Genomic DNA, 14,553 nt, shown 5'->3' on the forward strand with positions numbered 1-14,553 from the left:
TTAGGTCATTCTATGGGGAGTACTTGAATTTATCCCTAACTAGGGATATATGCACAGCATGAGACATAAAAATCAAGCCCGAGAAAACCAAACTCTGGTGCTGGCCCTGCTACGCAGTCAGCAATTATTCATGCGCGCTATGGTGTCTGCGTTTCGTTCGGCGGGCCTTACAGCGCCACAATGGGACGCGCTGGAAACACTTAGCAACAAGGGTCCGCTGTCAATCAACGATCTGATGCGGCTGACACTGTCTACATCCGGCAACCTGGATGTGGTTGTCAAAAACCTGGTTCAAGCCGGATGGGTGGAAAAGAGTGTCGATGAAACCGACAGACGGGCGCGTGTTCTGTTATTGACCGCAGCCGGGCGCCAAAAAGTGGCCGAATTCCTGCCGCTCCACAATCAAGCTCTGGAACAGATTTTTGGTGATCTCAGCGTGCAGGACAAACGCCAGACGATCAAGACACTCAACCAACTCCGAAAAAAACTGCCTCAACCTTAGAAAGTCGTAACATGCCTAACAAAACACTCCTGACCGCACATGGCGTGATTTACATGTTGTTCGCGCTCGCGCTGTTCTTTGCCCCGGCCATCCTCTGGCCAAACTACGGCCTGCAATTAAACGACCAATACGCTGTGTTCCTGTCACAGCATAACTCGATATTTCTGGGCGGCATCGGGATCATCAGCTTTCTGTTTCGGGACGTTGAACATGGCAGTGAAGCTGCAATCGCCATTCTCACAGGATTGATGTGGACCAATCTACTTGGCGTCATCATCACGCTTTACGCCTGCCTGACAGGAGTTTTCACCGGGTTTGGCTGGTCTGACCCCATCTTCTTCGCCTTGCTTGCGGTCCTATGCTTCTTCCAACTCGGGAAAAACCGCTGAACTTTCCCAAACTCACAAAGGAAACTAAACATGAGTACACTGAAAGTCTGGGATCTGCATATGACCTATGAAGGTCCGATCACAGAAGAATTTCTCGCCGGCACCGAGCAACTTGCAAAGAGTATCGCGCAGGAGCCAGGAATAATCTGGAAGATTTGGACTGTCGAAGATGGAACCAATCACTATGGGTCCACATACCTGTTTCGGAACCGCGAATATCTGGAAAGCTATAAAAGTATGCATCTGAAGCGCCTGGAAGCGATAGGGATCACAGTGACCGCCGACCATGTTTTCGACATTATGGAGGAGGTCAGTCGCATCAACAGAGCCCCGCTTGAAGGCTAGCGAGCAATGACCGGACATTGACACGCTAAACGTTGATGTCCGGTTCATCCGCTATCCGGAATTGCAAAATTTGGTCTTGATTGTCCGCTTTGGGCTGGGTCTGTCATTTGTCGCGTTTGGTATCACCGCTGCTTCATTAAGGTACTCGTGATTTTGCTTGAGCTGGCGTCAACACGACCACCATGCTTTATGACAGATCAGACACATTGATAAGGTAGACGAAAACCATGGCAGAACGATTTGAGCGTCACCGTCAAGCTTGGACACAAGAGGAAATTCAAAAATTGCACCTACTGGTGTCAAAGGGGATGGGCTTGAAGGCCATTGCCAAAGCTCTCACGCGCTCTGAGGAATCGACCAAGAGCAGAGCGAAGCTTGACAAAATAAAGATCAAGAAAGCACGCTGATTTTGGTGCCTTTAGTGTACTCCTGTCGTTCTTTACTGCCACGACCAATGTCCGATTTGGGCCGATTGAGCTAAAAAACCCAGATTTTAGTGAAGATGGGCGAAAAACTTGCCCGCAGAAGGCCTTTCCGAATATTCGTCGGGGGTCGGCCCAATACTCTCGTCGGCAATGTCCGAAGCTTTCAGTGGCCCTACCAGGCACTGGGTTGCAATTAAGGCGCCACAACGGGTTCTGGCAGAATGGAATTCAGTTGCTCGGTTTGTTAGGGTTCTGCACCCAAACACCCAATTTAAAAAGCTGCCTTACGGATTAGCGTTGTAAAAAGAAGGAAAGCTATGCCTTGCAACGATCCTAACTTCTGCTGATACAGTGGCGAATTGACCTACAACTTGGCATTCAAAAATCCCGCCCGGTGCTTCGATTGTCACGGACCTGCCGGGAGATAGCGACCCGTTGCCCTCGCACGCTACCACAACGGACAATGCGCCTGTCCCCCCAGCCGAATTAGCCAGTTCTCCCTTATCAGAGACCCAGACAGTTTTAATATGGTTCTTCCCTGATTTCGAACTGAACATGACCAAGTATTTACCGTAGCTGCCGCCAATGCCAAAATTAGACATCGGGAATTGTTTACTTGCCGCCCCGCTTAACTCAATTGCAGCGTTGGTCAATTTTTGGCGCTCACTAAGCGAAATACCTAGATAGTCTGCATCGACAACCAAATACGGCAACCCGGCATCGACTAGAGAAACTGGAATGTTTCCATTTAGAGGAAGATTCAATATTTGATTATTAATCAATAGCTTGGGCTTGACAGTAAACCACTTGGCATGTGTCATAACGCTATCTGTTCGGATTACTTGTACTTCCATGACACCATTTGCTGTTTCCAAAGCAACAACTTGTTGATCTTTGGCTAATGCTTGACGCTTCGCGCTCGCAATTATGGTGGCTGCAGCCATGAGTGCGGTTCCGGCATATGGTGCGTATGCAAACTGAGAGGCTAGAAAAAGTGCCCCATCGGTACCTTGCTCAAAGGGTGGATAGAGTAGGCAAGAGTTGATGAGGTGGTTTCCATTTGGTGGGAGGTTCAAAAAACCCCGAAACTGTTCATGATCCGAACGAAGCTCCAGCAAGGCGCCAGCCGCGTTCCTAGAAACTAGTTTAGGAAGACCAGAAACCGCCACTCGAAGAATATCTCCAGCGAGATCAACATCTATCGCATCCGTTTGTCCCTGGTGTTTATTAGGCATTGTTCGGCGTCCTGGATATCGTGTGCTACCTTGTAGCTTCTGGCTGCAAACATCCATGCTTGCTTTCAGCTGATGGTGTATTGGACTGAGTCTGTGTGAATACTCTGGTTGATGTATGCTTTTCGGCAAAGGCTGGAGGCATGTATGTCGAGATTTATTGCAGGCGCCGAGCGAAGTCAGTCGATGCTTTTCCCGACCAGCTTGAAGATTGGACCAACGGGTGCGTAGCCACACCACGACGTCAATAACGCTGCAAAACCTCACTTTGTTGCGCATCTCGGACTACAAAGTTTAATTGTGAAAGTCCGCTAATAGCGCACAGCGGACGTCGAGATTTTTCAATAGCTAGGTGGATGCTACTTAGACGCTAGAGGCCTCACCAATACCAGTAGTTGCTTTCCAGGAAGAGGCATTGTTTCCATCTCAAACCTGAGCGTCGTGAAGGCTCACAACTTGAATTTTTCTGGAAAAAGCCCGCCTAAAAATCTTCGAATAAGTTCAGCAGAGCGCCGTCGCGAAAAAACCTGCATATCGGTAAGGTAATTTACCCACATACCTTCCAGTAAGGCCAACGTTCCGCTAGTGGCATCATTCACCAAGTTCGGATCATGTCCGTTTTGTTGGGCTATCTCCGTGAACGCACACCGCAAAGTCTCGACAAGTTTGGGATCCTGAGTGCTGCTGTATCGGGCAATACCTGGGTGTGAGCTCGCGATGCCTCGGAATGCATGCCAGATTTTCGTACTTCGTGGATTGAGCAAAGCTTCGGATAGATCCGCCTCGATCACAGCCATCACTCGCTCTTCGGGCGATGCATCCGAGCCCAGTTCGGTCATTCTGTCCATCTCGGCATAATACTCAGTACTGAAATGCTGGGCCGCTGCGGTCAGCAAATTGTCCTTCCCCCCGAAATGCAAATGGATCATTCCGCGCGACAGACCTGAGCGTTCGCAAATGCGACTGACCGAGGTATCGGTGACTCCAATATCAGCAATAGTATCCAGTGTCGCCTTGATCAGAAGCTGCCTGTTGGCTTCTGGATCGCGCTTCGAGCTACGTTTTCTTCCTTTAGGCTCTGTCACTCTATTCAATGATTCCATCAGCTTAGGGTCTTCTCATATGGGTGGCTCACAGGAAGATTGACACGAAAGGCCTTTCTGGCGCAACATTAAATGGACGATCGTCCATTAGAGACTCGTAAGTACCGAGATGGGAGATAGGGTGATTTTTCGTAGCGAAGCGTCCCGGGGTTATACCCTCAGCGCACCAGCCACGGCTTACGTGGGCTTTCTGGTGGCGGCGCCTTTGGTGATCCTGATCGCCTATTCATTCTGGACCCAAACCTACGTAACGCTCGACAAGACGCCGACGCTGAAAAACTATAGCGACGCGTTTGCTGATCCGCTGGTTCGACACTTAATGCTAAGGTCGATCTGGATTGCCGGAGCAGTTACGGTAGTCACTGTCGCACTGGCCTATCCGATCGCGTACTTCATCGCGATGAAGGCCCGGAAAAAGACCATCTGGCTTCTACTCATCACCATTCCGTTCTGGTCCAGCTATCTGCTGCGCGTATTTGCCTGGAAGCTCATCCTTGGGTTCAACGGGGTGATGAATTCTGCACTGCTGATGCTTGGTCTGATCGACGAACCGCTCGACTTCCTGCTGTACAACGAATTTGCTGTCGTGCTGACGCTTGCTCATGCCTGGGCACCTTTTGCGATCTTGCCGATCTATGTCTCGTTACAGAAGATCGATCCAAGCCTGTTGGAGGCTGCCACCGACCTCGGCAACAGTCCTTTGCAACGCTTCATGCGGGTGACGCTGCCGTTGACCATCCCAGGGATCATTGCGGCTTGCCTGATCATCTTCATTCCGACTGTCGGTGACTATGTGACTCCAGCGCTGGTCGGCGGATCGGACGGGAAGATGATCGCCAATCTTATTCAGGTGCAGTTCGGGGCCGCCAACAACTGGCCTCTCGGCGCCACACTTTCGCTGATCGCGATGCTTTCAGTCGGCTTCGTCGCCATCGTGTTTGTCATTACCGCCACCCAGCTTGGGAGGAGGATCAGATGAAGCGCCCCTCGACCCTGACAGCCTATGCTTTCCTGTATTTGGTTTTTCTGTACCTGCCGGTTCTTTTCCTACCTTTGTTCTCGTTCAACAGCGGAACAATCGTTGCCTTTCCGATCAAGGGCTGGACGCTGGACTGGTATCGGAAGTTGGGCGAACAGGATACTTTGATCCAGGCCCTTTGGAATTCGCTTGGTGTTGGCACGGTCGTCGCACTTCTATCCACCGCCATGGGGCTGTTCGCTGCGCGCGCCTTTGTTCGATACCGTTTTCGGGGCCAGCGCGCCGCTGAAGGACTGGTAATGCTGCCTCTGGTCATACCTGGCATTATCGTGGCCTCGTCAATGCTGGTCCTGTTTCTGTTTCTCGGTCTCAAACCATCTCTGCTGACCGTTGTTTTGGGCCATACGTTCCTCGCCTTGCCATTTTCCGTTTCGATCTTGAAGTCCGCGTTCGATGACTTCGACGCGTCGCTGGAAGAGGCGTCTTACGATCTGGGCGTCGGCGTGTTCGAAACCTTCCGTCGCGTGACGCTGCCGGTCGTTTCCCCCGGTATCGTAGCCAGCATGCTGGTCACTTTTACGGTCAGCTTCGATGAGTTCGTCCTGGCCTTTTTCCTGTCAGGCAACCAGCCAACCCTGCCGGTCTATATCTGGAGCCAGATCCGTTTCCCCGCCAAGCTTCCAAACGTTTTGGCTTTGGGTTCTATCCTGCTGCTAACCTCGGTTCTGCTTTTGGTGCTGGCCGAGTACTTCCGCCGCCGCTCATCCGCATCAGAGGTCCGATGACAGACAGAAACATCATAGAACTCAGGGGCGTCGAAAAGCGCTATGGCACATTCCTGGCGGCCAGCGGGATCGATCTCGATCTCAAAGAGGGCGAGTTTTTTTCACTCCTCGGCCCCTCGGGATGCGGCAAGACTACGGTATTGCGGATGATCGCGGGCTTCCAGGAACCGACCGAGGGTACCGTGCTGATCGACGGCCAGGATATGGAAGGTGTCCCGGCCAACAACCGTCCAACGAACATGGTATTTCAGAGCTACGCCATCTTCCCGCACCTGAACGTCGGGAACAACGTGGCCTATGGCTTGCGGGGCAAGGCGCCCAAGGCCGAGATCGAACAGCGCGTAGCCGAGGCCCTGGAAATGGTCGAGCTGGGCGGTCTTCAGGATCGCGGCGCAAGTGAATTGTCGGGTGGGCAGCGGCAAAGGGTGGCGCTTGCCCGCGCGCTTATCATGCGGCCCAAAGTGTTATTGTTGGATGAGCCCTTGTCAGCACTCGACAAGAAGTTGCGCGAGCAGATGCAGTTTGAAATGCGCAATCTGCAGCAGTCGCTTGGCATCACCTTTGTGATGGTCACCCACGACCAATATGAGGCAATGACGATGTCCGACCGTATTGGTGTGATGTTCGACGGACGGCTCAAGCAGGTGGACACACCAACCACGCTTTATGCCCGTCCTTGTGATCAGCAAGTGGCCAGTTTCATCGGTGAGATGAACATACTGCCTGCCCAGATGTTGGGAGAAACCGGCGATATATTGTCGATTGATGCGGCTGCTTTCGGGCGGATTGAGATTGAGAGAAACCCCAACGTTGCGACCAGCTCTAAAGACATGAACATCGGTATTCGCCCGGAACAATTGGAAATCGCTGCTGAAAAACCAGAAGACTATCCATCAACGGTTCAAGGCACTGTCAGCAACGTCGCCTTCTATGGCGAGAACATTCACTACCACATTCAGGTTGCGGGAGCTGAAAAACCAATCTCGGTCTCAGTTCCAAATTATTTTCACACGGTCGATTTCAAACGCGGCGACGCAGTTTGGCTGGGGCTACAGGGGGCAAGCGTGATCGATCTAGGTACAGACACAAAGTAAAATAGTGGGAGGATAAAATGAGACTTCAGGGAATTGCGGCCTTCGCATGTGCGACGGCGATAAGTACGGGAAGTGCCATAGCAGGTGGCGCTGATCTGACGGTTTTTGACTGGTCGGGATATGAAGATCCCGGGTTCTTTGCCAGCTACATGGAAAAATACGGGAATGAGGCACCAAGCTATTCCTATTTCGGAAGTCAGGAAGAAGCCTTTACGAAACTAAGTTCGGGTTTCACGGCTGATCTGGCGCATCCTTGTTCTGACGCGGTCCGGAAATGGGTCGCAGCCGACCTGATCCAGCCGCTGGATGAAAGCAAACTGACCAACTGGGCCGATGTTCTGCCCGAGATCAAGGAAGTCGACGCCATCGTCCTAGACGGCAAGCTTTACATGTTGCCGTTCGAGTGGGGGAACACGGGCCTTATCTACCGCACCGACAAAATCTCAGGCGATGATATTTCGCTGCAAATGCTGGCGGACCCGGCCTATGCAGGCAAGATCGCCGTCCCGGATGCCGCGTCATCTGCGTACGCCCTGGCTGCGCTGGCCACTGGAAACGCCGACGATTATACCAATCTGAGCGACGAGCAGTTCAAGGAAGCATCTGATTTCCTGCGCTCGATCCACCCGAACATGCGCTTTTACTGGTCCGATGCGGGTCAATTTGATCAGGCCATGACCAGCGGTGAGATCGAATTGGGTTGGGCCTGGAACCAGTCAGAACTGAACCTGATCTGGAACGAAGTGCCTGCCGCGATGATGCGTGATGTCGATAAGGGCATCGCGACTTGGGCGTGCGGTTACGTGCATCTGAAGTCTTCCACGACTCCGGTCGATCAGGTCTATGATCTGTTGAACGCGCTCACTGATCCTGCCAGCGGTCAGTACATCATCGACAACTGGGGCTACCCACATTCCAACGCAAAAGCGTTCGAAGTTGCCGATCAGGCCAACATCGAAGCCTATGGTTTTGCTGACCCTAAAAGCTTCTTCGAAGGCAGTTTGTTCTTTGATGCGGTGAATCCCGAGCTTGAGGCGAAAATGCTGGCAGAATTTGAACGGATCAAAGCCGGCTTTTAACACAACCACTTTTCCGGGGCCTTACGGCTCCGGATCCCAGATACAGGAAAACGCGTGAACATGTCGAACGCGAACCCATATGCTCTGCTTTTTGAACCGGTTCAGATTGGACCAGTCACAGCCAGAAATCGCTTTTATCAGGTGCCACATTGCACCGGGCTGGGGCATGTCCGACCGCGGGCGGATGCCGCCGTTCGTGGGATGAAAGCCGAAGGTGGGTGGGCGGTGGTTTCCAATCAGGAGACCGAGATTCACCCAACCTCAGACCTGTCTCCTTACGCCGAGGGGCGGCTATGGGACGGGCGCGATGTTCCCGCGCTGCGGCTGATGACGGATGCGGTACATGCGCATGGTGCGCTGGCAGCTATCCAGCTGGTGCACAATGGCAACCATGCGCAGAACCTGCTGACCCGGGCTCCGGTTCTTGCACCTTCCGAGATGTCTGTCGATACGACGCATCCCAAGCAGGCGCAGGCCATGGATAAAGCTGATATTCGCGAGTTCCGCCGCTGGCACCGCGAGGCCGCCCTGCGCGCGAAAGATGCCGGATTTGACATCATTTACGTCTATGCCGGACACAACATGACTTTGGCGCAACATTTCATGCTGCCGCATATGAACCAGCGTAGTGATGAATATGGCGGGTCGCTTGAAAATCGTGTGCGCCTGACACGCGAACTGCTGGAAGACACCCACGAAGCTGTAGGTGACAGCTGCGCTGTGGCGCTCCGTTTTGCCATTGATGAGATGGTGGGCGCTGACGGCATGCAGGCTTCAGAAGAAGGCCGTGCCGTGGTCGAGCTTTTGGCCGATCTTCCTGACCTATGGGATGTGAACGTAGCCGACTGGTCCAATGACAGTGCCACAACCCGCTTTCAACCGGAGGATGGCTATCAGAACGCATTTCTGTCGCACGTCAAACAGATCACACGGAAACCTGTGGTTGGTGTCGGTCGCCTGACGTCCCCCGATATGATGCTGTCGATGGTCAAGAAGGGAATTGTCGACCTTATCGGAGCGGCGCGACCTTCCATCGCGGACCCATTCATTCCCAAAAAGATTGAAGACGGCCGCATTGACGAAATCCGCGAATGCATCGGCTGTAATATCTGCGTCTCATCTGACAATCTGGGCATCCCGATCCGCTGCACCCAAAACCCGACCATGGGCGAGGAATGGCGTCGCGGCTGGCACCCTGAGATCATTGCACCGAAAAAAAGCGAGGCGGAAGCACTGGTAATCGGTGGCGGACCCGCGGGTCTTGAGTGTGCCATGCAAATCGCACGGCGCGGCTATCAGGTGACCTTGGCCGAAGCCTCAGCTGAATTTGGTGGACGTGTTGCAAAGGAAAGCAGGCTTCCCGGCCTAGCGGCCTGGTCGCGCGTCGTCGACTATCGCCTGAATGATCTGAAACAGCGCGGCAACGTTCAGTTGTTCACCGACAGCAGACTTGACGGCGATCAGGTGGCAGAGCTTGGCGTCGAACACGTCTTTGTCGCCACCGGCAGCCGTTGGCGTACGGATGGCATGGGGCGAAACACCCAGCGCCGTATGCCTCATATCGAGCAAAGCGCCAGAGTGCTGACACCTGATGATATCATGAACGGCATATTGCCTCCGAATGGCCCGGTGTTGATCTATGATGATGACCATATCTATTTGGCAGGTGTGATTGCAGAAAAACTGGCAGCTGCCGGATATCCGGTGGTCTTTGTCACGCCGGAGAGTTTGGTCTCTGCTTACGCCGTACATACTTTGGAGCAGCCCCGTATTCAGGCTCGTCTGATCGAACTTGGCATAGACATTTACTGCAATCAGGTGCTGACCGCGGTTGAAGGTGACATGGCCCGCATCGGATGTGCCTTTACCGGTCGCGAAGCGAGTATTCCCTGTGCCTCGACAGTTCTGGTTACCGAGCGCCAGCGAGAGACAGCGCTTTACGACAGCTTGCGCGGGGTTGGGTTGAAGACCCTCGAACTTATAGGCGATGCCGCGTCTCCGGGACTGATCGTCGACGCTGTCTTCGCAGGCCACCGCGCGGCCCGCGATTTTGAACGCCCAAAGGCAGAAGCAGACAAGGATTGGTTTCGCCGCGAGATAGTCGATTTGGAGGAAACGTGATGAACAGCCGACCGTTTGAGTTAGATGTTTTGATGGCCTCGCACCAGCACGGCCACGCTTTGCCGCGCGGATTCTATACCTCGCAAGACATCTATGACTATGACATCGCCCAGGTCTGGAACCGTAACTGGCTTTGGGCAGGGCATGTCAGCCAAATCCCAAACCCCGGAGACTATTTCCTGTTCGACTATGGCCCGGAGAGCATCATTATTGTTCGCGACCGCGAAGGCGAAGTTCGCGCTCATTTGAACGTCTGTCGCCATCGTGGATCTCGCGTCTGCACTGAACAGTCCGGCAACGCCCGTGTTCTTGTTTGCCCCTATCACGCCTGGACATATGAGCTATCGGGAAAACTTCGTGCAGGCCACAATATGGGGGAACACTTTGACCCGTCCAAATTCGGGCTCTTTCCCGTTCAGGTGAGTGTCTTCAAAGGCCTGATCTTTGTCTGTACCGATGTAAACACACCATCGCTTGATCCTGTCCTCAGCCAGCTTTCGCCACTCGTCGAACCCTATGGCTTTGACGATCTGAAAGTTGCGCATACGGCGTCATTTCCCGTTCCAGCGAATTGGAAACTGGCGGTTGAGAACTATCTTGAATGCTACCACTGCGGACCAGCACACAAAGAATACTCTCGCTCTCATAGCCTGAAATCGCCACAAGACATGGCTGGCTTGGTCGAGCCGCTAAATGCAAGGGCTGTAGAAGTCGGGCTGGCACCTGATGAATTGGCGCTTGTTGGCGAGGCTGCGCCCACCCCATTCACCAGCGGGTATTATCGGCGCTACCCGCTTTACCAAGGTTACAAAACCGGCAGCAAATCGGGTGAGGCACTTGCGCCATTGCTTGGAACGCTGAAAGGCTTCGACGGTGGCGCAACTGACTTTGATATTGGCCCATTGAATTGGTTCCTGATCTATTCGGATCACCTGGTGGGCTACCGCTTTATTCCACGTGGTCTACAAGAAACCGACATTCAGGTGGTCTGGTTGGTTAACGCTGATGCCGAAGAAGGCCAAGATTACAACAAGGAAGACCTGACCTGGCTTTGGCATGTCACATCTTTGGATGACGAACGCATCATTCGGCACAACCAGTCCGGCGTTAATTCTCAATACTTCCAACCGGGGCCCTTGGGCGAAATGGAAACCTCGATCCAGGATTTTTACGATTTCTATTTTGCGATGATCCGCTCGGAACCAGAACAAAGGATGGCCGGTAATGGCTGAGGTAAAATCACGCCGTCGCGGAGGTGGTGGGCGCGCCGCGCGCATAAAGGTTCAACAGGCGACCACGGGCAATGAGGCCGTGCGTGGGGGATTAAGTGGCGGCCGCTATAAGCCGCTTACCCCAACAGATATGGAGAACATCCATCAAGCGGCTCTGACCGTTCTGGAAAAAACCGGCATTACCGACCATTTCCCAGAATTACTTGATCTGGTGCTGCCCAAGGGCGCGGTGATGAATGATCTAAATCGGCTGTGCTTCCCCCGCGCACTGATGGAAGACATCCTGGCTGGTGCTGCCAAGGAGTTTTACGTCTATGCCCGCGGAGAGCGTGAAGGCAAAGACGACATGCATTGCTCGGCGGAGAGCGTCTATTTCGCCAACTCCGGCACCGCCGTGACCACCTTCGATTCCGAAACTAAATCTTATCGCCCTTCGATCCTGCGCGATGTCTATGATTTCACCCGTCTGGTGGACCGTTTGGACAACATCCATATGCTGGGCGACACGGTTTTGGCCACCGATGTGACTGATGATTTCGCTCATGACATGAACACCATTTATGCCATGCTCGCAGGCAGCCAAAAACCTGCCTGTCTGACCTTTCGCGACCGCAGCCATATTCCGCATGCCATCCGCATGTTTGATTTTGCTCAAGGTGGCGAAGGGGCTTTCATGAAAAAGCCAAGCGTCATATTTGGCGGCTGCCCTATGGTTTCCCCCTTGCGGGTCGGCAAGGAAAACATGGAAATCCTGATTGATACCGCCAAGCTAGGCCTGACGGTTGATCTGGCGGTGCCTCCTCAGGCCGGGGCGACAGCCCCTGCGACGCTTGCGGGAACATTGGTGCAAACCGTGGCCGAAACGCTGGCCTGCGTTGCCATCGTAAACCTCATCACACCGGGCTGTCCGGTCTGCTTTGCCGCCTGGCCCTTCATCACTGACCTGCGCAGCGGGTCGTTCACCGGCGGCAGTGGCGAACAGGCTCTGATCGGGGCCGCAGCCATTCAGATGGGTAACTTTTATGGCCTTCCAACCTCTGTCGGCGCAGGCATGACCGATGCCAAGATACCCGACGCGCAATACGGGTTGGAAAAGGCACTAACCTTCACGCTTGCCGCTCATGCCGGTGCCAATCGTTTGTGCGAGTTCGGGGGTATGATCGGTAGCCTGATGGGATGCAGTTTTGAAAGCATGGTCATCGATGACGAAGCGGGCGGTATGATCCTGCGGTCGTTGCGCGGGATTGAAGTCACGGATGAAACCATGGCGGTGGATGTGATCCATCAGTGTGCCATCGACCCTGGTCATTTTCTCGGCAACCCGCACACACTGAGCTATATGAACAGCGAATTCGTCTACCCACGGCTCATGGATCGTGAGCGCACGGACACATGGGAAAACGAAGGCAAAACTGATCTTCTGGACCGCGCCCGTGACAAGGCCAATTCCATTCTCGACAGCCATTTCCCCAACTACTTCGGCGCCTCAGACGCTCAGGTTCGCGAAGAATTCCCAATTGTGATGAGCACAGAAAGCATGGCCCGCCGTGGATAACTCTAACGTCAAGCAATGGGATAACGATCACTTCCTGCACCCGTGGGAAGGGATGGCAACATTGGGCGAAAACGACCGCACTTTTATCGAAGGTGCCAGCGGCATTCATGTGGTGAACGAAAAAGGCGAACGCTTGATCGACGGACCGGGAGGCATGTGGTGCACTCAGATCGGTTATGGTCGAGGGGAGATGGCCGAGGCCATGGCTGAGCAAGCTCGGAACCTTGCCTATTTCTCGCCCTTTAACAATTCCAACTCGACTGCCGCGCGGTTCGCGTGCGAAATCGCCAAACGTGCGCCAGGCGATTTGAATAATGTCTTTTTTACCACCGGCGGTTCCACTGCAGTTGATACGGCCATCCGGTTTGTCCATTTCCGCAACAACCTCTTGGGACGCCCCGAGAAAAAGAAAATCATTTCACGGCAAAAAGCTTATCATGGAAGTACTTATCTGGCGGCCAGCATCAGTGGAAAAGAGCGTGACAGACTTTGGCTCGACAAGGCGGATGACCTCGCACATTTCCTGCCAGACGTGAATCCGCTTTACCGTAAGTCGGGTCAAAGCGATGAGAGCTTTCTGAAAGAGAAAGTTTCGGACCTGGAAAACGCCATTGTGACGCTGGGCCCAGAAAATGTCGCCGCGTTTATCGCCGAACCGGTTCTGGCATCTGGCGGGGTGATCGTGCCGCCAAAAGGATATCACAAAAGCTGCCTAAACATCTGCAGGAAGTATGATGTTCTATACATTTCCGACGAAGTAGTGACGGCTTTCGGACGATTGGGCCATTGGTTTGCTTCGGAGGCAGTTTTTGGCATTCAGCCAGACATAATCACCTGTGCCAAAGGAATGACATCTGGGTATGCACCGATGGGCGCTGCGATTATCTCGGATGGATTGATCGCCGATGTTTCAGGAAAAGACGCAACTTTTTCTAATGGTTATACCTATTCTGGTCACCCGGTCAGCGCGGCCGCTGGTCTGAAAAGTATGGAAATTATTGAACGGGAAAAGCTTCTCGAACACGTTCGAAGGGTCACTCCGATTTTTCAGGATCAGCTACAGCAGTTGGGTCAGATTGACATCGTTACCGATGTGCGCGGCATGGGGTTGATGGGATGCGTTCAATGCTCAGTCGATGGTGATCCCCAGAGCGATCTGGGGTGCGACTACGAGATTGGTAGCCAGATCGATATCGAATGCCAGAAACGTGGGTTATTGGTTCGGCCTGTGATCAACATGTGTGTTCTTTCACCGCCCCTAATCATTAGCGAAAGTGAAATTGAGCAAATGTTTGCTGTCTTGCGAGAAGGGCTTGAAGCGACAAGTGCGTGGCTCAGCGGGATTAGGGGCCAATGAATTGCTTGCGCTATTGTTGCGAAAGCCCGGAGGTCGCCATTTCAGCGTATTGTCGTATGCTCCACGATCTCTGCCAAAACCGTTCGGCCTTGACGGATTTGAAGAAGGTTTTGACAGCGACGATATCCTACGGGTTGGCATTATCTGTTACGGGTCCGTCACAGTGTTTTTCTCGTACTGCTTGCTTCCACAGTGCTTCCAGTTGTGATGGTGCAACGCAAAAGCCCGCTCGGGTACGGTGTGTAATATATTGATATTGTGTAGTGATTTTGGTTGCGGGAGTAGGATTTGAACCTTTGGCCTTCAGGTTATGAGCCTGACGAGGTGAAGAGGTTAGCAATTGATCCAGTGGATC

General features: G+C 53.2%; 14 protein-coding genes. 11 read left to right on the forward strand and 3 right to left on the reverse strand.

The genetic code is table 11. The features are described 5' to 3' along the window. Window positions 1–58: 58 nt before the first annotated feature. The 3 genes from AC2FLE_RS17070 to AC2FLE_RS17080 are packed head-to-tail and all read left to right on the forward strand — an operon-like array spanning window position 59 to window position 1,236. Complete coding sequence (locus tag AC2FLE_RS17070; RefSeq protein WP_271952659.1) at window positions 59–502, forward strand: MarR family winged helix-turn-helix transcriptional regulator; 444 nt, start codon at window positions 59–61, stop codon at window positions 500–502. An 11-nt stretch (window positions 503–513) separates the two neighbouring features. Further along, on the forward strand, window positions 514–891 hold the full coding sequence (locus AC2FLE_RS17075; protein WP_496692082.1) for a hypothetical protein: 378 nt from the start codon (window positions 514–516) through the stop codon (window positions 889–891). A gap of 30 nt (window positions 892–921) precedes the next feature. Further along, entirely contained in the window at window positions 922–1,236 is a 315-nt protein-coding gene (locus AC2FLE_RS17080) for a monooxygenase (RefSeq protein WP_496698515.1), read from the forward strand. Between the two features lie 709 nt (window positions 1,237–1,945). Here the strand turns inward: AC2FLE_RS17080 and AC2FLE_RS17085 are convergent. Continuing rightward, window positions 1,946–2,896 carry a proline racemase family protein gene (locus tag AC2FLE_RS17085; protein WP_496698517.1) on the reverse strand — a complete coding sequence of 317 codons (951 nt, stop codon included), beginning with the start codon at window positions 2,894–2,896 and terminating at the stop codon, window positions 1,946–1,948. A 446-nt stretch (window positions 2,897–3,342) separates the two neighbouring features. Beyond that, complete coding sequence (locus AC2FLE_RS17090) at window positions 3,343–3,996, reverse strand: TetR family transcriptional regulator C-terminal domain-containing protein (protein WP_496698519.1); 654 nt, start codon at window positions 3,994–3,996, stop codon at window positions 3,343–3,345. A 109-nt stretch (window positions 3,997–4,105) separates the two neighbouring features. Here AC2FLE_RS17090 and AC2FLE_RS17095 point away from each other — a divergent pair, with 109 nt between their 5' ends. The 8 genes from AC2FLE_RS17095 to AC2FLE_RS17130 are packed head-to-tail and all read left to right on the forward strand — an operon-like array spanning window position 4,106 to window position 14,198. Next, window positions 4,106–4,975 carry an ABC transporter permease gene (locus AC2FLE_RS17095; protein WP_496692079.1) on the forward strand — a complete coding sequence of 290 codons (870 nt, stop codon included), beginning with the start codon at window positions 4,106–4,108 and terminating at the stop codon, window positions 4,973–4,975. Beyond that, window positions 4,972–5,760 carry an ABC transporter permease gene (locus AC2FLE_RS17100; protein ID WP_496690593.1) on the forward strand — a complete coding sequence of 263 codons (789 nt, stop codon included), beginning with the start codon at window positions 4,972–4,974 and terminating at the stop codon, window positions 5,758–5,760. Before AC2FLE_RS17095 ends, AC2FLE_RS17100 begins: the two co-directional genes overlap by 4 nt. Next, a complete protein-coding gene (locus tag AC2FLE_RS17105; protein WP_496698521.1) occupies window positions 5,757–6,854 on the forward strand; it encodes an ABC transporter ATP-binding protein in 1,098 nt (365 codons plus the stop codon). Before AC2FLE_RS17100 ends, AC2FLE_RS17105 begins: the two co-directional genes overlap by 4 nt. Before the next feature lie 17 nt (window positions 6,855–6,871). Then, window positions 6,872–7,933: an extracellular solute-binding protein gene (locus tag AC2FLE_RS17110; RefSeq protein WP_109310916.1), complete on the forward strand. Its 1,062-nt coding sequence runs from the start codon at window positions 6,872–6,874 to the stop codon at window positions 7,931–7,933. Between the two features lie 60 nt (window positions 7,934–7,993). Then, entirely contained in the window at window positions 7,994–10,054 is a 2,061-nt protein-coding gene (locus AC2FLE_RS17115) for an oxidoreductase (protein WP_496698523.1), read from the forward strand. Continuing rightward, window positions 10,054–11,286, forward strand: coding sequence for an aromatic ring-hydroxylating oxygenase subunit alpha (locus AC2FLE_RS17120; RefSeq protein WP_496698525.1), 1,233 nt, complete (start codon window positions 10,054–10,056; stop codon window positions 11,284–11,286). The genes AC2FLE_RS17115 and AC2FLE_RS17120 overlap by 1 nt, the downstream gene beginning before the upstream one ends. Then, window positions 11,279–12,841, forward strand: coding sequence for a trimethylamine methyltransferase family protein (locus AC2FLE_RS17125; RefSeq protein WP_271952679.1), 1,563 nt, complete (start codon window positions 11,279–11,281; stop codon window positions 12,839–12,841). The genes AC2FLE_RS17120 and AC2FLE_RS17125 overlap by 8 nt, the downstream gene beginning before the upstream one ends. Next, on the forward strand, window positions 12,834–14,198 hold the full coding sequence (locus tag AC2FLE_RS17130; RefSeq protein WP_496698526.1) for an aminotransferase: 1,365 nt from the start codon (window positions 12,834–12,836) through the stop codon (window positions 14,196–14,198). Before AC2FLE_RS17125 ends, AC2FLE_RS17130 begins: the two co-directional genes overlap by 8 nt. Before the next feature lie 127 nt (window positions 14,199–14,325). On the opposite strand, the gene AC2FLE_RS17135 is transcribed toward AC2FLE_RS17130, so the two are convergent. Continuing rightward, window positions 14,326–14,553, reverse strand: a 228-nt coding sequence (locus AC2FLE_RS17135; protein WP_496698528.1) for a hypothetical protein, incomplete at its 5' end; no start/stop codon positions are given.

Source organism: Ruegeria sp. CDSA077 (assembly GCF_059612265.1).